Below are 26419 nucleotides of genomic sequence, written 5' to 3'. Positions count from 1 at the left end.
GGGGGGGTTTGGGGGGGGGGGGGTTTTTGGTTTTTTTGGGGGGGGGGGGAGGGAGGGGGGGGGGGGGACCCCCCCCCAACACACCCCCCCCCCCCCCGCTCCGGGTTCGCGCAGTCGAGCGTCCGACGGACCGTCAGACCTCCACCACCACAGGCAGGATCATCGGCCTCCGGCGATAGGTGTCCGAGACCCACTTGCCGAGGGTCCGGCGCACCAGCTGCTGGAGCTGGTGCGGTTCGACGACACCGTCCTGGGCCGACCGTTCCAGCACCTCCGTGATCCTCGGGATGACGTCCCCGAAGGCGGAGTCCTCGATGCCGGAGCCGCGGGCCTGGATGTGCGGGCCGCCCGTGATCTTGCCGGTGGAGGAGTCCACCACCACGAAGACCGAGATGATGCCCTCGTCGCCGAGGATCTTGCGGTCCTTCAGCGCCGGCTCGCCCACGTCGCCGACCGAGAGGCCGTCGACGTACACGTACCCCGCCTGGACCTTGCCGGAGATCTTTGCCTTGCCCTCGACGAGGTCGACGGCGACTCCGTCCTCGGCAATGACGATGCGGTCGTGCGGGACGCCGGTCAGGGCGCCCAGTTCGGCGTTGGCGCGCAGGTGGCGCCATTCGCCATGCACCGGCATCAGGTTCTTCGGGCGGCAGATGTTGTAGAAGTACAGCAGCTCACCCGCGGATGCGTGGCCCGAGACGTGGACCTTGGCGTTGCCCTTGTGGACGACGTTCGCGCCCCAGCGGGTCAGGCCGTTGATGACGCGGTAGACCGCGTTCTCGTTGCCGGGGATGAGGGACGACGCGAGGATCACCGTGTCGCCCTGGACGATGCGGATCTGGTGGTCGCGGTTGGCCATGCGGGACAGGGCCGCCATGGGTTCGCCCTGGGAGCCCGTGCAGACCAGGACCACCTCGCTGTCCGGGAGGTCGTCCAGGGTCTTGACGTCCACCACCAGGCCCGGCGGGACCTTCAGGTAGCCGAGGTCGCGCGCGATGCCCATGTTGCGGACCATCGAGCGGCCGACGAAGGCGACCCGACGGCCGTACTCGTGGGCCGCGTCCAGGATCTGCTGGATGCGGTGGATGTGGCTGGCGAAGCTCGCCACGATGATGCGCTTGCGGGCGTTCGCGAAGACCTGGCGCAGGACGTTGGAGATGTCCCGCTCGGGCGGGACGAAGCCCGGGACCTCCGCGTTCGTCGAGTCCGAGAGGAGGAGGTCGATTCCCTCCTCGCTCAGGCGTGCGAACGCGTGCAGGTCGGTCAGGCGGTTGTCCAGCGGGAGCTGGTCCATCTTGAAGTCGCCCGTGTGGACCACCATGCCGGCGGGGGTGCGGATGGCCACGGCGAGGGCGTCGGGGATGGAGTGGTTGACCGCTACGAACTCGCAGTCGAAGGGGCCGATGCGTTCGCGGTTCCCCTCCGCCACCTCGAGGGTGTACGGGCGGATGCGGTGCTCCTGGAGCTTGGCCTCGATGAGGGCGAGGGTCAGCTTGGAGCCGATCAGCGGGATGTCCGGCTTCTCGCGGAGCAGGAAGGGGACGGCGCCGATGTGGTCCTCGTGGCCATGGGTGAGGACGATGCCCTCGATGTCGTCGAGGCGGTCCCTGATGGACGAGAAGTCCGGCAGGATCAGGTCGATTCCGGGCTGCTCCTCCTCGGGGAAGAGCACTCCGCAGTCGACGATCAGCAGGCGGCCGCCGTATTCGAAGACCGTCATGTTCCGGCCGATTTCGCCGAGGCCGCCGAGTGGGGTGACCCGTAGGCCGCCCTCGGGGAGCGGCGGGGGCGTGCCGAGTTCAGGATGCGGATGACTCAAAAGACTCTCCTCACCACGCACGCCACGTACCGGTAGGGCACGTGGCGCGCATGACGTTCGTGCAGAAGCAGTTGTCGTTGTGGGGTGCAGGCACCGGTGGCCCGCGTATTCAGTTGTGGAGTCTGGTGCGCGCCCTGCGCGCGAAGTCTGGTGTTAGAGCTGTACCCCGCCTGCGGCAAGATCGATCTTGAGCTGCTCGATCTCCTCGGGCGCGCACTCGGCCATCGGTGCGCGCAGCGGTCCTGCGGGCAGGCCCTGGAGGGCGAGCGCGGCCTTGGTGGTCATGACGCCCTGGGTGCGGAACATGCCGGTGTAGACCGGGAGCAGCTTCTGGTGGATCTCCGTGGCCTTCTGGACGTCGCCGGAGGTGTATGCCTCGACGAGCGCGCGCAGGTCGGGGGTGACCAGGTGGCCGACGACCGAGACGAAGCCGACCGCGCCCACGGAGAGCAGCGGCAGGTTCAGCATGTCGTCGCCGGAATACCAGGCGAGGCCGGAACGGGCGATGGCCCAGCTGGCGCGGCCGAGGTCGCCCTTGGCGTCCTTGTTGGCGACGATCCTCGGGTGCTCGGCGAGGCGGACGATCGTCTCGGTGTTGATCGGGACGCCACTGCGGCCGGGGATGTCGTAGAGCATGACCGGGAGCTCGGTGGCGTCGGCGATGGCCTTGAAGTGCCGGTACAAGCCCTCCTGTGGGGGCTTGTTGTAGTACGGCGTGACGACCAGGAGGCCGTGTGCGCCGACCTGCTCCGCCGCGCGGGCGAGCTCCAGGCTGTGGCGGGTGTCGTTGGTGCCGACCCCGGCCACCACGTGGGCTCGGTCGCCGACGGCCTCCAGCACCGCCCGCACCAGGTCCGATTTCTCCGCATTGCTGGTGGTGGGGGACTCGCCGGTGGTGCCGTTGATGATCAGGCCGTCGTTGCCTGCGTCCACCAGATGCGTGGCGAGCCGCTGCGCGCCGGCGAGATCAAGTGCGCCGTCCGCCGTGAAGGGCGTGATCATGGCGGTGAGGACCCGCCCGAAGGGGGTCTGCGGAGTGGAGGTCGGAGCCATGGGTTACACGCTACTCGTTGCGCCCGGCCTGGTCTGCCCTCGGGGGGTGCGGGAAAGTCAGGACAAATATGGAGCCCGGCACTGCCTGCTCGGGGGTTCAAGCAGTGCCGGGTCCGTTTGATCAGGCTAGATGAACTTCTCCGAATGCCGCAATACGGACACTTCGCCCGGCTGATCCATGAGGCCGTGCCTTGTCGGAGACCGCGGGTGCCTTACGGCGCCACACGGCCGTTCGCATTGAAGGCGGCGTACGTCAGCGGCATGAGCTTGGCCCACTCCGCCTCCATCCTCTCGCCCACCATCTCGATCTCCCGCTGCGGGAAGGACGGGACCTTGGCCAGCTCGTGCTGGGTGCGCAGGCCGAGGAAGTGCATCAGGGAGCGGGCGTTACAGGTGGCGTACATCGAGGAGAACAGGCCGACCGGGAGGACCGCGCGGGCGACCTCGCGGGCGACGCCGGCGGCGAGCATCTCCTGGTAGGCCTCGTACGACTGCCGGTACGAGTCCTCCATGACGCGGCCCGTCAGCTCCTGCTGGGCCTGGGTGCCCTCCACGAAGACGTACTTGCCCGGGCGGCCCTCCTGGACCAGCTTGCGGGACTCACCGGGGACGTAGAAGACGGGCTGGAGCTCGCGATAGCGGCCGCTCTCCTCGTTGTACGACCAGCCCACGCGGTGCCGCATGAACTCGCGGAAGACGAAGATCGGGGCGTTGATGAAGAACGTCATCGAGTTGTGCTCGAAGGGGCTGCCGTGCCGGTCCCGCATCAGGTAGTTGATCAGGCCCTTGGAGCGCTCCGGATCCTTCTTCAGCTCGTCCAGGGACTGCTCGCCGGCGGTGGAGACGCGAGCGGCCCACAGCACGTCGGAGTCGGCCGCGCTGTGCTTGACCAGCTCGACGGTGACATCACTGAGGAAGCTTGGCTTGAGGTCGTCGGCGGGGGTGTCGGTCACGGCTCGGAGGGTCCTTCCATCACTTCAGCGGGCGGCGCCCACTCTACGGCCCGGCACTGACAACGGGGCGTTCGGTGCCGGGTTGCGACATACGGCGGCGAACTTCGGCGAATTTCTGTGAATTCGGTGAAACCGGGCACCTTTTGGGGCACTCGCTCGTCTGTGTTGGTGACGGTCACCCACACGATTCCGAGAGGAGAAGTCCCTGATGTTCGGTCGGCGCGAGCCCGTTCCGTTCGCCTTCCTCGCCGAGGCCGACAGGTTCCGCAGCAATGTCACTCCCCCACCTCCTGAGCGAGCCTCCGCCGGTCAGATGGCCGGGCGCTGGCTGCTGGGACTCACCATCGTCGCCGGGCTGGTGGGCTCACTGGTGGTGGGCATGCCGGCGCTGTCCACCGACACCGCGACGCAGACCCAGCAGTCACAAGCCTCTCAGGGGCACTGACTCAACCGGCCCCCCAGGAGTGGTGAGTGGGGGCACAGGTCGATTAGCCTCACCGGGCACAGCCCATGCATGGATTGAGTGAGGACCAGCCGTGCCCCTGCCCTTCCTGACGGCCGACCGCGCATTCGAGGCAGCCGACGACGTCGCCCTGCCCTTCGACGACCTCGACCGCTGGCGGCGGCCCTACCGTCCCGGGCCGTGGCGCGTGGGCGTGGCCGCGCTGTGGCTGCTGCTCGCCTCGTACGTGCTCTTCGCGGCGGTCATCATCGCCCTGACGGGCACGCTGAGCGAGGCCGCCGTCGTCTTCGGCATCGCGCTGGCCGTCATCGCCGGGGCCCTGCGGCTGCTGCGCATGGGCGTGTGGGTGAGCGCGCGCGGGCTCCGCCAGGTGAGGTTCTTCGGCACGCGCACGGTGCCCTGGGAGCAGGTCGTCGCCGTACGGACGGTGCAGCAGCCGGTGCGCTGGCTGGGGTTGCCGCGCACGGTGCAGGGGCAGGCGCTGATGCTCGTGGAGAGGGGTCGCGCGGCGGATGCCATGCCTACGCTGATGACCACGCACAACACCGACTTCCTGGCCCGGGTCGCGGCGTTCGACCGGGCCGCCGACGCGGTCGAGGCGTGGGCCTCGGAGAACACGCACGACTGAGTGCGCCGGACAAGCGAAGGGGCCGGTCCGCTGCTGCGGGCCGGCCCCTTCGGCATACGGCCGAGTCGACAACGTGACGCCGACGCGTCGGCCCAGAGCTCAGGCCTCGACCGTCCGGCCGTCGTGCAAGGCGATGGCCCGCTGCATGGCCTTGCGGGCGCGCGGGGTGTCGCGGGCGTCGTGGTAGGCGACGGCGAGGCGGAACCAGCTGCGCCAGTCGTCGGGCGACGCCTCCGTCTCGGCCTTGCGCCGGGCGAAGACCTCGTCGGCCGAGTCACGGTCGATGCGGCCGCCGGGGGTGCGCTTCAGCTCGTCGACGGGCAGGCCTCCCTCGGCGTCGAGCTCGGCGGCGAGAGCGTTGGCCCTGCGGACGAACTGGGTGTTCTTCCACAGGAACCACACGCCGATCACCGGCAGGATCAGCACCGCCACGCCGAAGGTGACGGTGATGACCGTGCCGGACTGGATGAGCATCACGCCACGGCTGCCGACCAGGACGAAGTAGACGACCAGGACGGCGGCCGTTATGGCGTAGGAGATCTTCGCGCGCATCAACGAGCCCCGTGTCAGCCCAGGTCCAGGAAGTGTTCCAGGCCGAAGGTCAGGCCCGGAGTGGTCACCACGCGGCGGGCGCCGAGCAGGATGCCCGGCATGAAGCTGCTGTGGTGGAGGGAGTCGTGGCGGACGGTCAGGGTCTCGCCCTCGCCGCCCAGCAGGACCTCCTGGTGGGCCAGCAGCCCGCGCAGGCGGACCGCGTGGACCGGGATGCCGTCGACGTTCGCGCCCCGCGCACCGTCGAGGCCGGTCTCCGTGGCGTCCGGCGCGGGGGCCGAGCCGGCCTTGGCGCGGGCCTCGGCGATGAGCTGGGCCGTGCGGGTCGCCGTACCGCTCGGGGCGTCGACCTTCTTCGGGTGGTGCAGTTCGACGACCTCGACCGACTCGAAGTACGGTGCCGCGATCTGCGCGAACTTCATCGTCAGGACGGCGCCGATGGAGAAGTTCGGGGCGATGAGCACGCCCGTCCGCGGGGAGGCGGACAGCCAGCCCTTCAGCTGCGCGAGGCGCTCGTCGGTCCAGCCGGTCGTGCCGACGACCGCGTGGATGCCGTGGTTGACGCAGTAGTCGAGGTTGGCCATCACCGAGTCCGGCGTGGTCAGTTCGACGGCCACCTGGGCGCCGGTCTCCGCCAGGGTCTCCAGCTTGTCGCCCCGGCTCAGGGCGGCGACCAGCTCCATGTCCTCGGCGGCCTCGACGGCCCGTACCGCCTCGGAGCCGATCCGGCCCTTGGCACCGAGGACCGCCACGCGCAGCTTGCTCATCTCTTGTGCTTCCTTCACCAGGGGATTGTCAGGCGACCGCGGCGTTCAGCCGGGACGCCTGTTTGTCCTTCAGCGGGCCGATGACCGACAGCGAGGGACGCTGTCCCAGGACCTCGCGGGCGACCGAGCGGACGTCGTCCGGCGTCACCTCGGCGATCCGGGCCAGCATGTCGTCGACGGACATCTGCTCGCCCCAGCACAGCTCGCTCTTGCCGATGCGGTTCATCAGGGCGCCGGTGTCCTCCAGGCCGAGGACCGTGGAGCCGCGGAGCTGGCCGATGGCGCGGCCGATCTCGTCGTCGGACAGGCCGTGCTCGGCGACGTGGTCCAGTTCGTCGCGGCAGATCTTCAGCACGTCGTGGACCTGCGACGGCCGGCAGCCCGCGTACACGCCGAACAGGCCGCAGTCGGCGAAGCCCGAGGTGTACGAGTACACGCTGTAGGCCAGGCCGCGCTTCTCGCGGACCTCCTGGAAGAGGCGGGACGACATGCCGCCGCCCAGCGCGGTGTTGAGGACCCCGAGCGCCCAGCGGCGGTCGTCCGTGCGGGACAGGCCGGGCATGCCGAGGACGACATGGGCCTGCTCGGTCTTGCGGCCGATCAGCTCGACACGGCCCGCGGCGCGGACGGTGCGCCGTCCGTCGCGGGGGGCGATGGGAGTGGCGGCGAGGTTCTTGAGGGCTCCGGCCTTCTCGAAGGCGGCGCGGACCTGTCGTACGACCTTGTTGTGGTCGATGTTGCCGGCCGCCGCGACCACGAGGTGGGTCGGGTCGTAGTGCTTCTTGTAGAAGCGGCGGATGCGGTCGGCGGTGAGGGCGTTGACCGTGTCGACCGTGCCGAGGACCGGGCGGCCGAGGGGATTGTCGCCGAACATCGTGTGCGCGAACAGGTCGTGCACGCAGTCGCCCGGGTCGTCCTCGGTCATGGCGATCTCTTCGAGGATCGCGCCCCGCTCGATGTTGACGTCCTCTTCGAGGATGAGGGAGCCCGTCAGCATGTCGCAGACCACGTCTATGGCGAGCGGCAGGTCGGCGTCGAGCACGCGCGCGTAGTAGCACGTGTACTCCTTCGCCGTGAACGCGTTCATCTCGCCGCCGACGGCGTCGATGGCGGCGGAGATGTCCAGGGCCGACCTGCGGGTGGTGCCCTTGAAGAGCAGGTGCTCCAGGTAGTGCGTGGCGCCGTTCAGGGCCGGCGTCTCGTCGCGGGAGCCCACGTGCGCCCAGATGCCGAAGGTGGCGGAACGGACCGAGGGCAGGGTCTCGGTGACGATGCGCAGGCCCCCCGGGAGGGTGGTCTTGCGGACCGTGCCGATGCCGTTGCTGCCCTTGACCAGGGTTTGGGTACGGGCGACGGCCCGCGCCTCCGAGGAGGTGCGGGCCGTCGTCGTGGAGCTACTCGACGTCACTTGTCGGAGTCGTCCTTCTTGTCTTCGGAGCCCTCGGCCCCTTCCTCGCCCTCGATCACGGGGACGAGGGCGAGCTTGCCGCGGGAGTCGATCTCGGCGATCTCGACCTGGACCTTGGCGCCCACGCCGAGCACGTCCTCGACGTTCTCCACGCGCTTGCCGCCGGCGAGCTTGCGGATCTGCGAGATGTGCAGCAGACCGTCCTTGCCGGGGAGGAGCGAGACGAACGCGCCGAAGGTGGTCGTCTTCACGACCGTACCCAGGTAGCGCTCGCCGACCTCCGGCATGGTCGGGTTGGCGATGCCGTTGATCGTGGTGCGGGCGGCCTCGGCGGACGGTCCGTCGACCGCGCCGATGTAGATCGTGCCGTCGTCCTCGATCGTGATGTCGGCGCCGGTGTCCTCCTGGATCTGGTTGATCATCTTGCCCTTGGGGCCGATGACCTCACCGATCTTGTCCACCGGGATCTTGACGGTGATGATCCGCGGGGCGTTCGGGGACATCTCGTCCGGCGTGTCGATCGCTTCCATCATCACGTCGAGGATGTGGAGGCGGGCGTCACGGGCCTGCTTCAGAGCGGCGGCCAGGACGGAGGCCGGGATGCCGTCCAGCTTGGTGTCGAGCTGGAGGGCGGTCACGAACTCCTTGGTGCCGGCGACCTTGAAGTCCATGTCGCCGAAGGCGTCCTCCGCACCGAGGATGTCGGTGAGGGTGACGTAGTGCGTCTCGCCCTCGATCTCCTGGGAGATCAGGCCCATGGCGATACCGGCGACGGGGGCCTTCAGCGGCACACCGGCGTTCAGCAGCGACATGGTGGAGGCGCAGACCGAGCCCATGGAGGTCGAGCCGTTGGAGCTCAGCGCCTCGGAGACCTGGCGGATCGCGTAGGGGAACTCCTCGCGCGTCGGCAGGACCGGGACCAGGGCGCGCTCGGCGAGGGCGCCGTGGCCGATCTCGCGGCGCTTCGGGGAGCCGACGCGGCCGGTCTCGCCGGTGGAGTACGGCGGGAAGTTGTAGTTGTGCATGTAGCGCTTGCGGGTCACCGGGGAGAGGGTGTCCAGCTGCTGCTCCATGCGGAGCATGTTGAGGGTGGTGACGCCCAGGATCTGGGTCTCGCCACGCTCGAACACCGCGGAGCCGTGCACGCGCGGGATGGCCTCGACCTCGGCGGCCAGGGTGCGGATGTCGGTGACACCGCGGCCGTCGATGCGCTTCTTCTCCTTGATGACGCGCTCACGGACCAGGGTCTTGGTCAGCGAGCGGTACGCGGCGGAGATCTCCTTCTCGCGGCCCTCGAACTCCGGCAGGAGCTTCTCGGCGGCGAGCGCCTTGACGCGGTCCAGCTCGGACTCGCGCTCCTGCTTGCCGGCGATGGTCAGCGCGGAGGCGAGCTCCGGCTTGACGGCGGCGGTGAGCGCCTCCAGGACGTCGTCCTGGTAGTCCAGGAAGATCGGGAACTCGCCGGTCGGCTTGGCGGCCTTGGCGGCGAGGTCCGACTGGGCCTTGCAGAGCACCTTGATGAAGGGCTTCGCGGCTTCCAGACCGGAGGCGACGACCTCCTCGGTCGGCGCCTCGGCGCCGCCCTCGACCAGCTTGATGGTCTTCTCGGTGGCCTCGGCCTCGACCATCATGATCGCGACGTCGCCGTCCTCCAGGACACGGCCGGCGACGACCATGTCGAAGGCGGCGTCCTCCAGCTCGGAGTGCGTCGGGAAGGCCACCCACTGGCCGTTGATCAGCGCGACGCGGACGCCGCCGATCGGGCCGGAGAAGGGCAGGCCGGCCAGCTGCGTGGACGCGGACGCGGCGTTGATCGCCACGACGTCGTACAGGTGGTCGGGGTTGAGCGCCATGATCGTGGCGACGACCTGGATCTCGTTGCGCAGGCCCTTCTTGAAGGACGGGCGCAGCGGGCGGTCGATGAGGCGGCAGGTGAGGATGGCGTCCTCGGACGGCCGGCCCTCACGGCGGAAGAAGCTGCCGGGGATCTTGCCGGCGGCGTACATCCGCTCCTCGACGTCCACCGTGAGGGGGAAGAAGTCGAGCTGGTCCTTGGGGTTCTTGGAGGCGGTGGTGGCCGACAGCACCATGGTGTCGTCGTCCAGGTACGCCACGGCGGAGCCGGCGGCCTGCTTGGCCAGGCGGCCCGTCTCGAAGCGGATGGTGCGGGTGCCGAAGGAGCCGTTGTCGATGACGGCCTCGGCGTAGTGGGTCTCGTTCTCCACTAGCGTTTTCTCCGTTACTTGTCGTCTTTTGTCCCGTCGCTGCCCGTGTGGCAGGGGGACGGTGGCGGAGAAGCGCTCCGTGCGGTGCGGGCCGGTCTTCGATCGAAGCACCCGGGGTTCGCTGCTCCCCGGGGGCCACTACCGAGGACCGGCGGCGGCGAGGCGCGCTTCTCCTCTTCTTGTCGTGCTGTGTCGTCCGTATTGCGTTGTGCTACCACACTACAAAGCGTGTGTGACACTCCGCATGTTTCCGCACGCACGGTTGACGTTCCGTACGTACAGCAAAGGGAGCGGCTCCCGATCTCTCCGGGAACCGCTCCCCTCACGGCGTCCTACTTGGCGCCCGCCGCACCACGGCGGATGCCGAGGCGGTCGACCAGCGCACGGAAGCGCTGGATGTCCTTCTTCGCCAGGTACTGGAGAAGGCGGCGACGCTGACCGACGAGGATCAGCAGACCACGGCGGGAGTGGTGGTCGTGCTTGTGCGTCTTGAGGTGCTCGGTCAGGTCCGAGATCCGGCGCGAGAGCATGGCGACCTGGACCTCGGGGGAGCCGGTGTCGCCCTCCTTCTGGCCGAACTCGCTGATGATCTGCTTCTTCGTAGCGGCGTCGAGCGGCACGCGTACTCCTCGTAGTCTTCGATGGGCCACCGAGTGCCCCCGGTCTGTGTCTCGGGGGAGCTTCCGTTACTCGGGAGGCGGGGATCCGCTGGGCGCATCCCCCAGGCGGACCCGGGGGCGCGTACACAAACGGCCGTCACACAGCGTACCAGCTCAGAGGCGCGCCCTTGACAGGCGGCCCCCGGCGGCGCGCCGGTCAGAGACCGCCGCGGACCTTGGCGTAGACGTCGAGGACGGCCAGGCAGATCGGGACCAGGGAGAGCAGGACCAGCGAGTCGGCGAGGTCCAGCATCCGGCCCCAGAAGGGCGAGAGGCCCTTCTGCGGCACGATCAGGGCGATCGCGATGAGCAGCAGCACGCCGACCCCGACCGAGGCGCCGAGCCACAGGGTCCGTACGTTGACCGGGCCGGAGTTGTTCTGGAGCAGTTCCATGATGATGTCGGCCGGCGGCGAGATCGCGAGGCCGAGGACCAGCAGGGCGAGCGTGACGACACCGGCCACGAACAGGCAGGTGACCTGCGCGGTGTAGCGGAACAGGCGGGCCCGCAGCATCGCGGCGAGGCCGGTGCACAGGGCCAGCAGCTGGGCCCAGCCGTTGTCGCTGAAGCCGAGCACCGCGCCGCCCGCGCCGATGATCACGGCGGCGCAACCGCCGACCAGGCCGAGCAGCAGTTCGTGGCCACGGCTGGTCTGGGCGACGATGCGCTGGACGTCGACGGCCTCGAGGTCGCCCTCGTGGCCTTCACGACGGGCGCGGGCCAGGTCCTCGGGGTTGCGGAAGCCGATCGGCAGCTTGGCGAAGCGGGACGACCAGCCGGGCAGGAAGCCGACCACCGCCAGGGCGACGACCGAGGTGCCGGCGGCGATCTCCCGCGGCGCGGCCTCGGTGAGGACACCGCAGAACACGGCGAGCGTGCCGATCGCGGAGGCCAGGGCGGCGGCCACGAACGGGGCGTCGCCCTGCGGCAGCAGCATGATCAGCACGACGGAGCACAGCAGCACGGCGACGCAGCCGACGAGGAACTGGATCCTTCCGGGGCCCTCGCCCGCGTCCTGGGGCAGGGCGCCGGAGCCCGCGATGAGCGCGTGCGGGAGCGCCGAGATGCCGAGTGCGACGGCGGATCCCCGGTCGTCGTACACCCGGGCCCGTACGCCCGCGAGGGCCGTCAGCGCGAGTGCGGTGACGCCGGCCAGGATGCCCTGGAGGCCGTGCATGTCGTGCCGGACCGGGTCCGCGAACCAGAAGACGAAGCCGAGCATGACCAGCAGCAGCGACCCGGCGACGAGACCGGCCACCCGCATCAGGCTGTCGTTCCAGCTGCGGGTGTCCTGCTTGACCGCGGCGGCGATCGCGTCGACGACGTCGTCGTGCACGGCCGGCGGCAGCGAGTCGGAGAAGGTCCGCAGCAGCAGCACCTCGCCGTCCCTGACCCGGTGCTCGAGCAACGAGCGGCTCGCGTCGAGCACTTGGCCCTCGCGGGTCACGAGGTGGTAACCGGATGGACTGGTATCCGACTGGACCAGGCCCGAGAGCCTGATGATCTCAGGAAAGAGGTCCTGGATCGGCAGGTCCTCGGGCAGCGCCACGTCGACTCGGCTGTCCGGCGCTGCGATGGTGATTCGGCAGAAACCTGTCGAAGTCCCCGTGCTCACCTGGTGTTCCCCCTGCTAGACAAGGCTTCCTCGCGCCGCTCGTACGACGCGGAGCGCCACCATATCCGTTGCGGTACGGGGTGCAGGACCTCCCTCCCCCATTCCTCTCAGGACCTGCTCCGCATCTCCATCCTCCTGCCTCGCTCGCGCACTCGACGCATCAGTAGGATCGACGCCTACGCGAACGACGCCTACGCGAACGAGAACACGTCGCGGTACAACGGGGGCGTCGGTGCCAGGACGTATCACGTATCAATCGCGAAGGATGAGTGCATCGGTGAGCGTCGTCATCATCAAACGACCACCGCGGACAGTGCCACCGGCCGTCCCGGACGGCGAGGTCAAACTCGAGACGCCGCCCGAGATTCCGCGCGAGGGCGACGACAGCATGCTGATGAACATGCTGCCCATGATGGGCATGCTGGGTTCTGTCGCCTTCTTCTTCACAGCCGGCCAGTCCTACATGAAGGTCGTCGGCGGCCTCATGCTGGCCTCGACGGTGGCCATGATGGTCGCCCAGCTCGCCAAGGCCCGGCAGGGCCCCGGGGCGGGAATGGCCCAGGACCGGCGGGACTACTTCCGCTATCTGGAGCAGGTCCGCAAGGACGTGCACAAGACCGCGGAGCTCCAGCGGCGCAGCCAGCTGTTCCAGCACCCCGACCCGGAGCAGTTGTGGGCGGTGGCGGCGGACGGCAAGCGGCTGTGGGAGCGGCGCCCGAACGACGCGGACTTCGCGTCCGTGCGCATCGGCCGCGGCACCCAGCAGCTGAACACTCCGCTCGTCGCCCCGGAGACGGCTCCCAAGGACGAGCTCGAACCGCTGACCGCGGCGGCCATGAAGGCCTTCCTGGACGCGCACGGCAGTCTGCACGACCTGCCCGTCTCCATCTCGCTGCGTGCCTTCTACCACGTGACGATCTGCGGGGAGACCGACACGGTCTACGCCAACGCCCGCGCGACCCTGTCCCAGCTGGCGACGCTGCACTCGCCCGAGGACCTGATGATCGCCGTGGTGGCGCATCCCTCCGCCGCGGGGGACTGGGACTGGATCAAGTGGCTGCCGCACAGCCAGCACCCGAAGGCCAAGGACGGGGCGGGTTCGACGCGCCTCCTGTTCGACGACCTCGGCGAGCTGGAGGAGGCGCTCGCGGACCAGCTGGGCGACAGGCCCCGCTGGAACCGTGAGGCGACCCCCGTCTACGACCAGCCGCACCTGATCGTGGTCCTCGACGGCGGCACCGTGCCGCCGGACTCCGAACTCGCGGGCAGCGAGGGCCTCCAGGGCGTCACCTTCCTGGAGATCGCTCCCGGCGAACTGGAGGAGGAGCTGCGGGCCGGTCTGACGGCCTATGTGAAGCCGGACCGGATGCGGCTGTTCGTCGGCCACGAGTCCGCGTACACCGGCAGGCCCGACGTGCTGAACCCGGCGCAGGCCGAGTCCCTGGCGCGGCAGCTCGCCCCCTTCCGGGTCGGCTCCGCGGAGGAGGGCGAACCCCTCCTGTCCAACCTGGACTTCACGGACCTCATGGGCATCGGCGACGCGGGCACCGTCGACGTCTCCCGCACCTGGCGGCCGCGTACGCTGCACGAGCGGCTGCGCGTGCCGATCGGTGTCGGCGAGAACGGCGAGCCGGTCATGCTGGACCTCAAGGAGGCCTCGCAGGAGGGCATGGGCCCGCACGGCCTGTGCGTCGGCGCCACCGGTTCCGGTAAGTCCGAGGTGCTGCGTACGCTGGTGCTCGGTCTCGCGGTGACGCACTCCTCGGAGACGCTGAACTTCATCCTCGCGGACTTCAAGGGCGGCGCGACCTTCGCCGGCATGGCGGACATGCCGCACACCGCGGCCGTGATCACCAACCTCGCCGACGACCTCACCCTCGTCGACCGTATGCGTGACTCGATCATGGGTGAGACGCAGCGCCGTCAGGAGCTGCTGCGCTCGGCCGGCAACTACGCCAACCTGCACGACTACGAGAAGGCCCGGGCGGCGGGTGCCGCGCTGGAGCCGATGGCCTCGCTGGTGATCGTGCTCGACGAGTTCTCCGAGCTCCTCACGGCCAAGCCGGACTTCATCGACATGTTCATCCAGATCGGCCGTATCGGCCGTTCGCTGGGTGTCCATCTCCTGCTGGCGTCGCAGCGCCTCGAAGAGGGCAAGCTGCGCGGCCTGGACACGTATCTGTCGTACCGGATCGGTCTGCGGACCTTCTCCGCCGCCGAGTCCCGTACGGCGATCGGTGTCCCGGACGCCTACCACCTGCCGTCGATCCCCGGCTCCGGGTATCTGCGGTACGACACCGACACCATGGTCCGCTTCAAGGCGGCGTACGTGTCGGGGGCGTACCACGGTGAGGGCCCGTCCCGGGTGCACCGCTCGACGCAGCTGCGGCCCGCGCTGTTCTCGGCGGAGCACGTGGCGCTGCCCCCGCAGCCCGTGATCGAGGAACCGGAGCCCGACAACCGGGTGGACGACGCGCTCGCCGACACCGTTCTGGACGTGCTCGTCGGCCGGATGATCAACCAGGGTCCGCCCGCCCACCAGGTGTGGCTGCCCCCGCTGGAGGAGGCGCCCTCGCTGGAGCAGACGCTCCCGCAGCTCGCCGTCTCCCCGGAGCGCGGCCTCACCGCGCCCGACTACACGGCGCTCGGCCGGCTCAACGTCCCGGTCGGTCTGGTGGACAAGCCGTTCGAGCAGCGGCGCGACGTGCTGTACCGGGACTTCGCGGGCGGTGCCGGTCACGGTCTTTTCGTGGGTGGTCCGCAGTCCGGCAAGTCGACCCTGCTGCGCACGCTCATCTCGTCGTTCGCCCTCACCCACACGCCGTCCGAAGTGCAGTTCTACTGCCTGGACTTCGGTGGTGGCGGTCTGATCTCGATGGAGGAGCTCGCGCACGTCGGCGGCGTCGCCAACCGTCTCGACGCCGAGAAGGTGCGTCGTACGGTCAGCGAGGTCGAGGGGATCCTGAACGCGCGCGAGGAGTACTTCCGCGCGAACAACGTCGACTCGGTCCAGACCTACCGTCAGCGCCGGAACGCGGGCCAGCTGCCGGACCAGCCCTGGGGCGACGTCTTCCTCGTCGTCGACGGCTGGGCCACATTCAAGACGGACTACGAGATGCTCGAGGCCACCGTCACCGAGATCGCCACGCGTGGCCTCGGCTTCGGTGTGCACGTGATCCTGACGGCGAGCCGCTACACCGAAGTGCGGCCCGCGCTCAAGGACATGCTGCAGAACCGCATCGAGCTGCGGCTCGGTGACCCGACGGAGTCGGAGGTCGACCGCAAGGTCGCGCAGAACGTCCCCGCCACCGTGCCGGGCCGTGGTCTGACGCAGGACAAGCTGCACTTCATGACGGCGCTGCCGCGCGTCGACGGCTCCTCGGAGACCGACGACCTGTCCGAGGCGACGTCGATCCTCATCGGCGGCATCAACGAGAACTGGCAGGGCCAGCACGCTCCGGCCGTACGACTGCTGCCCACCATGATGCCGGCGGACCGGCTGCCCAAGGGCTTCGAGCACCCGGACCGCGGTGTGGCCATCGGTATCGACGAGTCGTCGCTCTCGCCGGTCTTCGTCGACTTCGAGACCGACCCGCTCTTCATCGTGTTCGGTGAGAGCGAGTCCGGTAAGTCCGCGCTGCTGCGGATGCTCGTCAAGCAGATCACCGAGCGCTACACGCCGGACCAGGCGAAGATCGTCATGGGTGACTACCGGCGTGCCCACCTGGAGGGGGTGCCCGACTCGCACCTGTCGCGGTACTGCGCGTCGGCGCCCGCCCTGGCGGAGACGCTGGAGGGCCTGGCCGGTTCGATGCACCGGCGTATGCCGGGACCGGACGTCACGCCCGAGCAGCTGCGCAACCGCAGCTGGTACAACAGCCCGGACGCGTTCGTCATCGTCGACGACTACGACCTGGTGGCGACCGGCGTGAACCCGCTGGCCCCGCTCCTGGAGTACCTGCCGTTCGCCCGTGACGTCGGCCTGCGCATCATCATCGCGCGGTCCTCGGGCGGTGCGAGCCGGTCGCTGTACGAGCCGGTGATGCAGCGCATGCGTGAGCTCGGCGCCCAGGGCCTCGTGCTCTCCGGCGACCGCGGTGAGGGCGCGCTGCTCGGCAACATCACCGCGACGCAACTGCCGCCCGGCCGTGGGTACTTCCACACGCGCCGCCGCGGTGGGCAGCTGATCCAGACGGGCTGGCTGCCGAACCGGTTCTGAGGATCGGCCGGTCGGAGCACAGGGGCGGTACCCGCGTGGGTGCCGCCCCTCTTCGTCGCCCGTGAGGGCTGGGTCTGGTCCGGCCTCCGCCGTTAAGGTGGAGTCGCGACAGAAAAGGCGAGCCACGGGGGGCAGTTGTGCCGTCGGACTACATGGATTCCGATCCTGAGGTACTGAAGACCGAGGGCTTCCACATGTTCAACGCCGGTGTGGAGTTCTCCAAGGCCGTGACCAAGCTGACGAACGGGCTGACCGCCCTCGAGAAGGGTGACACCCCGCCGTGGGGTGACGACGACATCGGCGAGAAGTTCGGCGTCGTCTACGAGGGTCTGCGCGACGGCATGTACGACTCGATGGGCAGCCTGGCGGAGCGGATCGCCGGGATGGGAACCGCCCTGGCCAAGATGGGCGTGGCGCACGAGCAGAACGAGGCCGCGCAGAACGACATCTGGAAGAAGACGATGGCCGAGTACGACGGTCAGGTGGAGGTTCCGCCCGGGGTCGCGCGGGGCGAGATTCACACCCGGTCTACCACCTGATCCGCGACGCCCGTGTGGCGGCCCACCCACGCCAGTAGGGTGAGACGCACACTTCGTTCGCACGTCAGGAAGAGGCCCAGCAGCATGACCGAGGCTACCGAGCCACAGAACAACGAGGTCGGGACTCAGGCCGAGGACACCAAGGCGCGCAAGGAGCGGGAGCGGGACGAGCTGTACGCCCTCGACATCTCGGGGGTCGAGTGGCACTGCGCGCCCGGTACCGAGGAGCACGAGGAGCGCGTCGAGATCGCGTACCTGCCGGAGGGGGCCGTGGCCATGCGGTCGTCCCTGGATCCCGGCACCGTGCTGCGCTACACCGAGGCGGAGTGGCGGGCTTTCGTCCTCGGGGCGCGGGACGGGGAGTTCGATCTGGAGCCGGCTCCGCACAATGGTGGGGTGGTCGCGGAGTAGGGCGACTCCGCCTGGATTCCGCATAGATGGGTTGTACGGCCGCCGTCCATGTCAGCGGGCGGCGGCCGTCCTCGTGCCGGTTGGTCGAGCTGATGGAGCCGGGTCAGCGGCCCTCTTCGCCCAGGACCCGGCAGGCAACCCCCGGCTCAAGGCCACCGTCCGGGAGGCGCTGGTGAGGCGTTGCACCGTCACGAAGAGGCAGACCAGCTGCGCCTCCCGTGAACGAGCCCTCGCGAATCCCGGGTTGGTTGCCCCTGGAAACGCTGCCTGAGCTCGTCCATGCCAGGCCGGACGGATCGCCGTCGCTGCCCCGTGCAGGCATCGACATTTGCCCCCGCATCTGGCCCTGCATCCGCGCCCGTTCCTCCTCGTACGTCGTGATGTCGAGGCAGCGTAGTGCGCGGGATACACGCCCTGACCAGCTAGTGAGCAAAGTGTGAGCGCGCGAGGGTTATGTCGGCCGACCCGGTGTCAGGGGACCCCCGACAGCGCACCCAGGGCCGTGCGCGGTGAACGGCCGGGCCCGGTACCGTGCCCCTCCGGACAACCGCGGCGGCCTGCAGCCGACTTGTGACAGCAAACCCCTGAAGTTACCGGCACGTGAGTCCGTAAACTCTGCGGACGGCTGTACTCCTGTGTGGTTTCCCTTGGCTGGTGAGGGATGTGTACGGCCGTGCTGTCCGACGGGGGTGCTTTCTGCTGTGGCGATGATGTTGCCGGACGAGCTCGAGTGGGTCCTCGAGATGCTGGGCTACAAGTGGCCCACGGCGAACGAGGACAAGCTCAGAGACTGTGCCACCGTGTGGCGGGAGTTCGGCGAGAAGGTCAACGAGCTCCACACCACGGCGAACGGCGCCGCGCGGCAGGTCACCGCGCACAACGCCGGTGAATCGATCGACAAGTTCACCAAGACGTACGAGAAGTTCGACGGTGGTGGCGGCAACGACGGCTACCTCCGCAATGCCGCCGAGGCCGCCTTCCTCATCGCGAACGTGCTGGAGGCCTGCGCCTACCTCGTCGAGTTCGCCAAATGGGCGGTCATCGCCCAGCTCATCGCCCTGGCCATCCAGATCGCAGCCGCCGCTGCCGCCGCGCCCTTCACCTTCGGCCTGTCCTCAGTAGCGGGAATGGGCGCCACCCAGGCCGCCCGCCTCATCGTCCGGCGCCTCCTCGACGAGCTCAAACAAGCCATGATCGAGGCGGTCATCGAGACGATGAAGGAGCCCGCGATCTCGGCGATCGAGGCGATCATCACCGACCTCATCCGCCAGACCGTCAACGTCGGCTTCGGCGCCCAGGAGGGCTACGACGTCGGCGCCACCCTCAAGGCCGGCGGCGAGGCAGGCCTGGACGCCCTCCGGCAGAGCCCGCAGACCTTCGCCGAAGGCGTGCGCGACAGCCTGGGCCAGAAGGCGGGCAGCCGGGCCCGGCACGCGGTCGACAGCCGGATCGACGGGTACGACGGGCCGTCGGGATCGGACTTTCCGGGGGGTGACACCGGTAGCGACTCCAGCAGCGGGTCGGAGAGTTCCAACTCCTCCTCGTCCGACTCGTCTTCGTCCGACTCCTCCTCGTCCTCCGATTCACGTTCGTCGGACTCGGACTCCAGCACCTCGACGCGTTCGAGCAACGGCAACATCCCCGGCGCGAACATCGGCAGCGGCATCTCCGCCGACACAGGCGGCAACGACATCCCGGCACCCAACATCGGCGCGGGCCCCGACTCCGGCTCCGGGCCTGGGTCCGACTCCGGGAATCCGTCCTCCTCGGACTCCCCGTACTCACGGCCGACCCAATCTCCAGGGTCGTCCCTGTCGGACTTCGACGACCCCTCGCCCAGCGGGCCCTCGTCCAACGGCTCCGACTCCAACGGCTCGTCCAGCACTCCGAGCACGTCCGGCCCCTCGCACTCCGGCGGCGGCTCCGCCGTGTCCGGCCTGTCATCCCCGAGCTCGCATTCCGCGCCCACGTCCGGGGCTCCGTCGTCCAGCGGTACGTCGTCCTCGCCGGGGGGCGGTTCGATCGGCACCCAGATCGACGGGCTGGCCGCCAGCGCGCCCACGCAGTCCAACGCGGCACCGACGCCGACGGCCGACTCGTCTCCCTCCGGTTCCGGCGGCCGTACGGACGGCGGTGGCTCGGGCATGCCGACTTCGCCTACGGCGCCTTCGGCCGGGGGTGCCGTGCCGGGTGGTGGGCAGCACAGCCCGGGTGCCTCCGGCGGCGGTAGCACCCCGTCCGCGACGAGCCCGAATCCCCACTCCGGTCCGGCGCGGAATCCTTCCGCCAGTACACCTGGCACCCCCTCCGCCACGGGGACCGGGCCTGCCTCCACGCCGAGCCCCACCTCTCCTACGACGCCCCGGAGCACGCCCGCTTCGACGCCGGGCACCACCGCGTCCGCCTCGGGATCCGGGCCTGTCTCCACGCCGAGTTCCACCACGCCCTCGACGACGCCACGGGCGACGCCGTCGCCGACGCAGGACCCACGAACGTCCGGCTCCGACAGCCGGACTCCCGGTACGGCGGACAGTCGCGTGCCGAACCAGAGCAATCCGAGCCAGAGCAACCCGGGCCAGAACAGTCCTGGCACGACGCCAGGGGACCGCACGCCGCCTCGGAATACCCCTGGCACCACACCTGGCGACCGGACTCCGTCCCGGGACAACCCGGGCACCACGCCGGGGGACCGGACGTCGCCGCGTAACAACCCGGACTCGACCAGCACCCGTACGCCGGGCCAGAATCCGAGCCCGGGCACGCACTCGCCCGCGAGCCAGAACCCGGCCCAGTCGTCACCCTCCAGGACGTCGTCCCCGTCCGCCAGCACCCCGACGACGGCACCCGCCAACTCCCCCAACACCGGTGCTGACCGAGCCTCGACACCGCCGAGCAACAACACCCAGAGTCCCTCGACACAGCCCGGCCGCACCCAAACGCCCGGCACGTCGCCGCCACCCAGCACTGCGAACCAGCCGGGCGCCGACACCGGCTCCGCACCTTCCCGGCCTCACCAGCCCGCGGGCAACCCGCCCAACACTCCGCCGAACCCGAAGCCGAACACCCCGCAGCAGCCGGCCTCGCAACCCCACCAGGCACAGCAAACGCCACCCGACCGGGACGGCCGGGACGACCGGGATCGGCAGCACCAGCAGCAGGTGACGGCAGTCCCGATCCACACGGTCGTCACAACCCCGGGTTCCACACCGTCGCACGCGGATCCCGCCACACCGCAGTCCCCGGGCTCGCCCCAGACCAACCCCGGCGACTCCAACAACAAGTCGCCGCAGCAGGACAGCCTGGATGACATCCGCTCCGATCTGGACCACGCCCCGGGAGGCCTGTCCCAGCCCGACCCGGCCGACCAGCAGGCACTGGCCGACGCCGTCCCGCACAACGAGGACGGCACCCCGGAACGCTTCCCCGACCCCTTCGGCCCCTGGGCGCAGCTCCAGAACGACGGCGGCAACACGGTCCCGGGACGCAGCAACAACTGCGCCGACTGTTCCCGCTCGTTCCTGGAGACCTGGTACGGGAACCCCCAGGTCTCAGCCCCGCGAACCGTCGACCTGGACGAGAACGGCAAGCACAACCCGTTCACCCCCGAGAACAACGCGAACGCCAACCAGATCCGCTGGACGGGCGCCGCCCACACCTACGCCGGGCCCGGTGGTGACCCCAACACCGCCAACAACATCGCCTCCACCCTCCAGCAGGCCGGACCCGGCTCAGCGGCCATCGTCCAGGTCGACTGGCCCGGCGGAGGCGGCCATGCCTTCAACGTCGTCAACCACAACGGCAAGATCGTCTGGATCGACACCCAGAGCGGAGAGGTCAGCGACAAGCCCCTCCACATCGACCAGGCCAAGCATGTCTGGCACATCCCGCTGGACGCCGACCGGAATCCCATCGACACCAGCAAGTCCGACGACGAGGACTCCGACGACTCCAAGGACACCAAGGACACCAAGGACTCCGACAGCCAGAACGACGACACCTCGCAGCCGGAGAACTCCGAGCACGACGGGCAGTCGGAGGACAACCCGAACGCGCAGAGCGACGTATCGGACAACACCCCGGCTCAGGGCGACCACACCGACACGGCAACGGACCCCGCCAAGTCGGCAACCCCGCCACCCCCGGATCCATCGAACGACGCGGACCCCACGCAGCCGTCGACAGCCGACCCGAGCACGTCCAAGCCGGAGGGCGCGCCCGATGGGCGGGAGCGGTCCCCGGAGACATCGGCTACCCCGGAGCAGCAGTCACGCCCGGACGAGGCGACAAGCCCCGACTCGGCCTCGGAACACCGGCAGTCGCCCACGGACACGGCATCCGACAACGGCGCACCGGACAAGGGCACGCCTCTTCCCCGGACTGAGACCGACAACCCGAACGACCCCACGACCGACCGGGGCACGCCTCAGCAGAACACCACGCCCACGGACCCGCGTACATCCATCCCGCATCAGCAGAACGCGGACCCCCGGACCGCCGACCCACGCACAGCGGACCCGCGCACCACGGACCCGCGTACGTCAGATCCTCGCGCTTCGGACCCACGCACCACGGACCCGCGCACGTCCGATCCTCGCGCTTCGGACCCACGCACGTCGGACCCACGCACGTCGGACCCGCGTCGGGACACCCCCACGCGCTCCGATCATGCCGACGATCCGCGGTCGGAGACCCCGCACAAGGAGCCGTCCCAGACCTCGGACCAAGCTCGTCCTGAAAACTCGGACCAGTCGCCGAGGGACGACCACAGCGACCGCCCGAGCGACATGAACGAGGACTCCGCAGTCCCCGGACGCGAGAGCCTGCCGGACGGCAAGAACGCCGACGCGGCCGGCTACGTCAAGGACTCGGTCAACGGGAAGAAGCCGCTGTACGGCGACATCGCGGCCGAGAATCCGCAGCAGACGCCTCAGTCGACGCATCCCGAGCGGCCCTCCGGCCCGTCGGATCCGGCAGGCAGTACCTCGAACGACGACGTGGCGAACCGTCGGCAGCGCGATCTGGACATGCTCGCGCGCGCCAATTCAAAGGATCCGAAGGACAAGGCCTGGTTCGAGAAGTACTACTACCCGAAGAGCGGCTATCGCCGGAGCGTGACATCCCCTGCCGAGGACGGACGTCCGGTCCCCCAGTTGCATCCCACCGGCGATCCCAACACTCCGTGGATGCTGGCCAACGACGCACCGGACGCCGATCCGGAGTCGTACATCGACGCGAGCGAGCACAAGGGTGAGCGCGAAGAGGAGATCTCCAAGAAGAACCTGGAGGAACTCGACAAGTACGCGAAGGCCCGCCAGGACGCCATCAACGCGGACCGACAGCCTCACGTGGACCGGCAAGCGGCCAAGGAAGCCTACGAGAAGAACAAGACTCCCGAAAACCTGAAGAGGTTCCAGGAAGCCGACGCGAAACACAGCCCCCTCCACGGCAAGATGACGCGGGCAAGCGAGGACTACGGCGAGGCCGTCGCCGAGTTTCACGTGATGCCCCAGCACTTCGAGGACTACAACCGCGTCGACGATCGAGCCATGGGCAACAACCGGTTCGACCAGATCTGGATGGATCCGAGCAAGACCCCACCCGAGTTCGTCGTGGTGGAGGCCAAGGGCTCCACCAATGCCGAGCTGGGTCAACGACGGGGTATCGGCCCGGAGCAAGGATCGGACCAGGCCGTACCATCGGGCGATCCGAGCCAGGCACAGGGCGACGACGCTCAGAACGAGGATGAGGCGGGCCAGGACAAGCCGAGCCCGGGCGTGCCGAAGGTCCGGCAGGGTACGCGCCCGTACTTTGAGACGATCCTGCATGAGATGGAGAAGCGCGCGCGAAAGAATGAGCGCAGTGCCACGACCGACGCCGAACTGGAGGCAGCCCAGGCAGAGCGCAAACTGGCACGCGATCTCAAGAGGGCTCTGGAGGCGGACCCGTCGCGGGTCCAGTACATACTCGTCAAGGGAAACTCCGACAAAAACGGCGAGCACCAGGGCTACGAGATGTATGAGTTCGACATCAGAACGGAAAAAGAGAAGGAACGCGATGCAGATTCCGCGACATGAGTTCCCGACGCGAAACACCCTGAGGATCCTTGAGACTCACACCAAGGACTTCTGGGACGATGTTGAAGGCCTGCGGGACCAACCGTCGTGGTTCTCGAACGTTCTGGCCGACGCCATCGAGCTCCTCGCTACGCACTGTCTCGTGGATCCGGAGGCCGACAAGCTGGAGACGTGGGAAGCCTGCGTCACCGCCATGCAGGTCGGCTCCGCCCTCTTCGCATCAGCGCAGGCCACGACCGACAGCATCGAGTGCCGTATCGGCCACAAGATGCACTCCGTCCGTGCCGGCGCCCTGCCCCGCGCCCACGCCGGCAACTGGCTCAACGCCTTCTGGCTCGCCTGCATCTGCCGCGAGAAAAAGCGCATGACCGAACTCTGCCAGTTCCCCACCACGAAACTCCGGCAAGCCGACGGAGTCCTCGACGAATACATCTACAACTGGGTCGAAGCACTCCAGGCCTACTGGCTCAAACGCCCCGAATTCGGCGACAAGCTCGTGGCCGCGGTAGAGGGAACCGACCCCGCCGCCCTGCGGCACGCCCCGCGCGACGGCGTCCTGCAGATCATGTATCCCCCGATGAACCTCCTCACTCAGCTCGCACGCGGCGACCAGGACAAGTTCAACACCGAACTGGCCAAAGCCCTGGAATGGCACAAGGACTACTGGACCCGCGACGAGGACCGCGCCCTGGACGCCGAAGGTCTCGTGGCCCTGGGCCCACTGGCTGTGTCCTGCCTCGCCGTTCAGGCCGGCTTCACCATTACCGTCGAATCCGAATACCTCCCCAAGCACCTCCTCGAAGGCGCCTGGATCAACGAATTCCCCACATAACCCCACCCAGCCGCACCCCCGAAAGCAGTGAGGAGGGCTATGCCGATTCCACGCCAGGAATTCCCGACGGGAGCCTTGCCTCAGGTGCTGAAGGTGCTCGCGCGAAGGCTGGACGGTGAACTCGAGGACCTCAAGGAGAACCCCGAGTGGTTCGGAATGGCCCTGACTTCGGCGACCACCGCCCTCGACCAGGACCACCTGCCGAAATGCCACCTCGACCGCAGCTGGTACGGCGAGTTCCCCACCTAGCCAACGCGTCGGCCGGCCACAACCCGCACAGCGAACAGGAGACCCATGCCTCCCGAAACGCCGCCCACCACCCCGGACGAAGCAGTCCAGATCGTCCGCGCGCGTTACGCCCAGCCGAAACTCCCCGACGGTACCCCGGCCGAGCTCAACGTCCACGAGTTCGACATCGGCTACCTGGTCTACGCGGTGTTCCCGCCCAGCGTGGACGCCTCCGGCCGACCGCAGCCCGCCCCTCCCGGCGGAGCCAAGATCGTGGTGTCGAAGGAGACCGGCGAGACCGTCACCGTCCCCAACTACCCGACCGAGCAGGCGATCGCCCTGTACCGGAAGAACCTCACGCGGAACACCTGAGGGCCGGGCACGCCCAGCCGGGCCGCCCCGCGACACCGCTCTTCCCTGCTCACCCCACCACCCCAAGCTCGCCCCACCACCCCAACCAGGACTGATACCCATGGCCGGCCTCATTGATGGCTACGCACCGCATCCCTACATCGGCGGCCGCACAGCAGTGCTGCGTGCCCTCGCCGCCTGGCGGATGGAGTGGCCCGGCACCCCGCGCGTGCTGGTCCTGACGGGAGCGCCGGGCAGCGGTCGCTCGCATCTGATCACCGGGTTCCTGATGCTCTGCGACCCGGAGTACCGCAAGCGGCTTCCGTTGGCCGACCTGGACCCGTCGACCGTGCCGCCCGACTCGCCCGCGCCCGCCGTACCAGGAGCGGCCGGGTTGAGCGCGGCCCAGGTCGTCTGGCTTCTCGCCGATCACTTCGGCCTGGTGGCCGACGAGGTGTGGGACGTGTTCACCGAGCTGGCCGGCCTCGCGGGCCCCGTGACCGTGGTCGTTCCGGACGTCGATCGGGCGGGACCGGTGCGCGCGGCGGGTGAACCGGACCGGCTCCTGCGTGAGGTGCTCAAGCCGCTCGCCGCCGTCGAGACCATCCGTCTGCTCACTGAACTGCCTCGTCGGCTCGCGGACGAGTTCGCCGCCGCTCTCCCTGCCGGCACTGTCCAGGTCATCGATCTCGACGCACCGCAGTGGGCGGATCCTGAGGGCCTGGTGCGTCAGGCCGAAGCGCTGCTCAATCCGAGACTCGGCGCCCGGGAGCTGCCGTTCACCATCGACGCGGCAGCGCGGCGGACCTTGGCCGAGGCGATCGGGCGCCGCGCCGGGACCAGTCCGTTGACCGCGGAACTCGCCGTGCGCGGCATCCTGACGGGCCGGGGCGTCGTCGCCCCGCACGATGAGGCCTACCTCCCCTCGTCCGTCGGCCAGGCAGTCGACCTGCACGCCCGCCGCCTCGGAGCGGACCCGCAGACCCTGCGTCTCCTACTGGCGCCCTTGGCCTTGGCGGAAGGTGACGGTCTGCCTGTCGGCGTGTGGGCACGGCTCGTCAGCGCTCTTGCGGGCAGGGACATGAGCGAGGTGACCGAGAGCAGCGGTGCGTTGGTGGAGCCGTTCGTCGAGTCGCTTCACCCGGACAGGGACGCGGCGGGCGGCGGGCGCGTCGTGGTCCGGCTGCTCCATCCGGCCATCGGCGAGGAGGTCCGCGCGGGCCTTCCCAGCGTCCGCGCGGCCCAGACCCAGATCGCGATGGCGCTCCTGGAGGCCGTCCCGGAGCAGGACTGGAGCAAGGCCGACCCTTACGTCCGCGACTACATCGCGGGCCACACTCTGGAGGCGGGTCTCCTGCCCCAACTCCTCACGGATCCCGGGTTGTTCGTCCACGCCGATCCGGTTCCTCTGCGTGCCGCCGTGGAGGCCGTACCCATCGAAGAACTCGGCGCGCCGGCTCGTACGTACCTTCGTACGGCCCCCCTGTTGACCCGCACCCAGGCACCCGTCGTCCGGCGCGCCGCTCTTCTGGAGGCCGCGTTCGTCGAGGACGGCCTGCCCGAGTACGCCGAGGCCATCCGGCACCGGCTCGGCCTCGACCTGCCCCGGCAGACCGTGTGAGC

19 protein-coding genes are annotated in these 26419 nt (G+C 69.2%); 10 read left to right on the top strand and 9 right to left on the bottom strand.

Going from position 1 to position 26419, the window contains the following annotated elements:
- Positions 1-133: 133 nt before the first annotated feature.
- The 3 genes from ACFU95_RS19280 to thyX form a co-directional block, all read right to left on the bottom strand.
- A complete protein-coding gene (locus ACFU95_RS19280; RefSeq protein WP_383828746.1) occupies positions 134-1819 on the bottom strand; it encodes a ribonuclease J in 1686 nt (561 codons plus the stop codon).
- Between the two features lie 153 nt (positions 1820-1972).
- Positions 1973-2872: a 4-hydroxy-tetrahydrodipicolinate synthase gene (dapA, locus tag ACFU95_RS19275; RefSeq protein WP_383828744.1), complete on the bottom strand. Its 900-nt coding sequence runs from the start codon at positions 2870-2872 to the stop codon at positions 1973-1975.
- Positions 2873-3084: 212 nt separating this feature from the next.
- On the bottom strand, positions 3085-3825 hold the full coding sequence (gene thyX / locus ACFU95_RS19270; protein WP_383828742.1) for an FAD-dependent thymidylate synthase: 741 nt from the start codon (positions 3823-3825) through the stop codon (positions 3085-3087).
- A gap of 208 nt (positions 3826-4033) precedes the next feature.
- Between thyX and ACFU95_RS19265 the strand changes: the two genes are divergently transcribed.
- Complete coding sequence (locus ACFU95_RS19265; RefSeq protein WP_383828740.1) at positions 4034-4270, top strand: hypothetical protein; 237 nt, start codon at positions 4034-4036, stop codon at positions 4268-4270.
- A gap of 91 nt (positions 4271-4361) precedes the next feature.
- A complete protein-coding gene (locus tag ACFU95_RS19260; RefSeq protein ID WP_383828738.1) occupies positions 4362-4916 on the top strand; it encodes a PH domain-containing protein in 555 nt (184 codons plus the stop codon).
- 99 nt (positions 4917-5015) lie between these two features.
- Here the strand turns inward: ACFU95_RS19260 and ACFU95_RS19255 are convergent, their stop codons facing one another.
- From ACFU95_RS19255 to eccD, 6 genes are all read right to left on the bottom strand, one after another.
- Entirely contained in the window at positions 5016-5468 is a 453-nt protein-coding gene (locus ACFU95_RS19255) for a hypothetical protein (protein ID WP_383828736.1), read from the bottom strand.
- A 14-nt stretch (positions 5469-5482) separates the two neighbouring features.
- Complete coding sequence (gene dapB / locus ACFU95_RS19250) at positions 5483-6235, bottom strand: 4-hydroxy-tetrahydrodipicolinate reductase (protein WP_383828734.1); 753 nt, start codon at positions 6233-6235, stop codon at positions 5483-5485.
- A 28-nt stretch (positions 6236-6263) separates the two neighbouring features.
- Positions 6264-7643, bottom strand: coding sequence for a M16 family metallopeptidase (locus ACFU95_RS19245; RefSeq protein WP_383828732.1), 1380 nt, complete (start codon positions 7641-7643; stop codon positions 6264-6266).
- The gene (locus ACFU95_RS19240) at positions 7640-9868 is read right to left on the bottom strand and encodes a polyribonucleotide nucleotidyltransferase (protein WP_383828730.1); all 2229 of its coding nucleotides are present in this window, start codon (positions 9866-9868) and stop codon (positions 7640-7642) included. Before ACFU95_RS19240 ends, ACFU95_RS19245 begins: the two co-directional genes overlap by 4 nt.
- Positions 9869-10200: 332 nt before the next feature.
- The gene (rpsO, locus tag ACFU95_RS19235; protein ID WP_015657483.1) at positions 10201-10488 is read right to left on the bottom strand and encodes a 30S ribosomal protein S15; all 288 of its coding nucleotides are present in this window, start codon (positions 10486-10488) and stop codon (positions 10201-10203) included.
- 196 nt (positions 10489-10684) lie between these two features.
- Positions 10685-12142: a type VII secretion integral membrane protein EccD gene (eccD, locus tag ACFU95_RS19230; protein WP_383828728.1), complete on the bottom strand. Its 1458-nt coding sequence runs from the start codon at positions 12140-12142 to the stop codon at positions 10685-10687.
- Positions 12143-12419: 277 nt separating this feature from the next.
- Between eccD and eccCa the strand changes: the two genes are divergently transcribed.
- The 8 genes from eccCa to ACFU95_RS19190 all read left to right on the top strand — a co-directional run bounded on the left by eccCa (position 12420) and on the right by ACFU95_RS19190 (position 26417).
- The gene (gene eccCa / locus ACFU95_RS19225) at positions 12420-16361 is read left to right on the top strand and encodes a type VII secretion protein EccCa (protein ID WP_383828726.1); all 3942 of its coding nucleotides are present in this window, start codon (positions 12420-12422) and stop codon (positions 16359-16361) included.
- A 152-nt stretch (positions 16362-16513) separates the two neighbouring features.
- Complete coding sequence (locus tag ACFU95_RS19220) at positions 16514-16900, top strand: hypothetical protein (RefSeq protein WP_383828724.1); 387 nt, start codon at positions 16514-16516, stop codon at positions 16898-16900.
- 84 nt (positions 16901-16984) lie between these two features.
- Entirely contained in the window at positions 16985-17311 is a 327-nt protein-coding gene (locus ACFU95_RS19215; protein WP_383828722.1) for a DUF397 domain-containing protein, read from the top strand.
- 707 nt (positions 17312-18018) lie between these two features.
- Positions 18019-23385 (top strand): toxin glutamine deamidase domain-containing protein, encoded by a 5367-nt coding sequence (locus tag ACFU95_RS19210; protein ID WP_383828760.1) that lies wholly within the window; start codon positions 18019-18021, stop codon positions 23383-23385.
- Positions 23366-24217, top strand: coding sequence for an immunity 49 family protein (locus tag ACFU95_RS19205; RefSeq protein ID WP_383828720.1), 852 nt, complete (start codon positions 23366-23368; stop codon positions 24215-24217). The genes ACFU95_RS19210 and ACFU95_RS19205 overlap by 20 nt, the downstream gene beginning before the upstream one ends.
- Positions 24218-24256: 39 nt before the next feature.
- Positions 24257-24466, top strand: a complete 210-nt coding sequence (locus ACFU95_RS19200) for a hypothetical protein (RefSeq protein ID WP_383828718.1) — start codon at positions 24257-24259, stop codon at positions 24464-24466.
- 45 nt (positions 24467-24511) lie between these two features.
- On the top strand, positions 24512-24817 hold the full coding sequence (locus ACFU95_RS19195; protein ID WP_383828716.1) for a hypothetical protein: 306 nt from the start codon (positions 24512-24514) through the stop codon (positions 24815-24817).
- A 100-nt stretch (positions 24818-24917) separates the two neighbouring features.
- The gene (locus ACFU95_RS19190) at positions 24918-26417 is read left to right on the top strand and encodes an ATP-binding protein (RefSeq protein ID WP_383828714.1); all 1500 of its coding nucleotides are present in this window, start codon (positions 24918-24920) and stop codon (positions 26415-26417) included.
- Positions 26418-26419 lie beyond the last annotated feature (2 nt).

The organism is Streptomyces sp. NPDC057623 (assembly GCF_042800355.1).
GTDB lineage: Bacteria > Actinomycetota > Actinomycetes > Streptomycetales > Streptomycetaceae > Streptomyces.
This window is presented reverse-complemented; position numbering and strand designations above follow the sequence as displayed.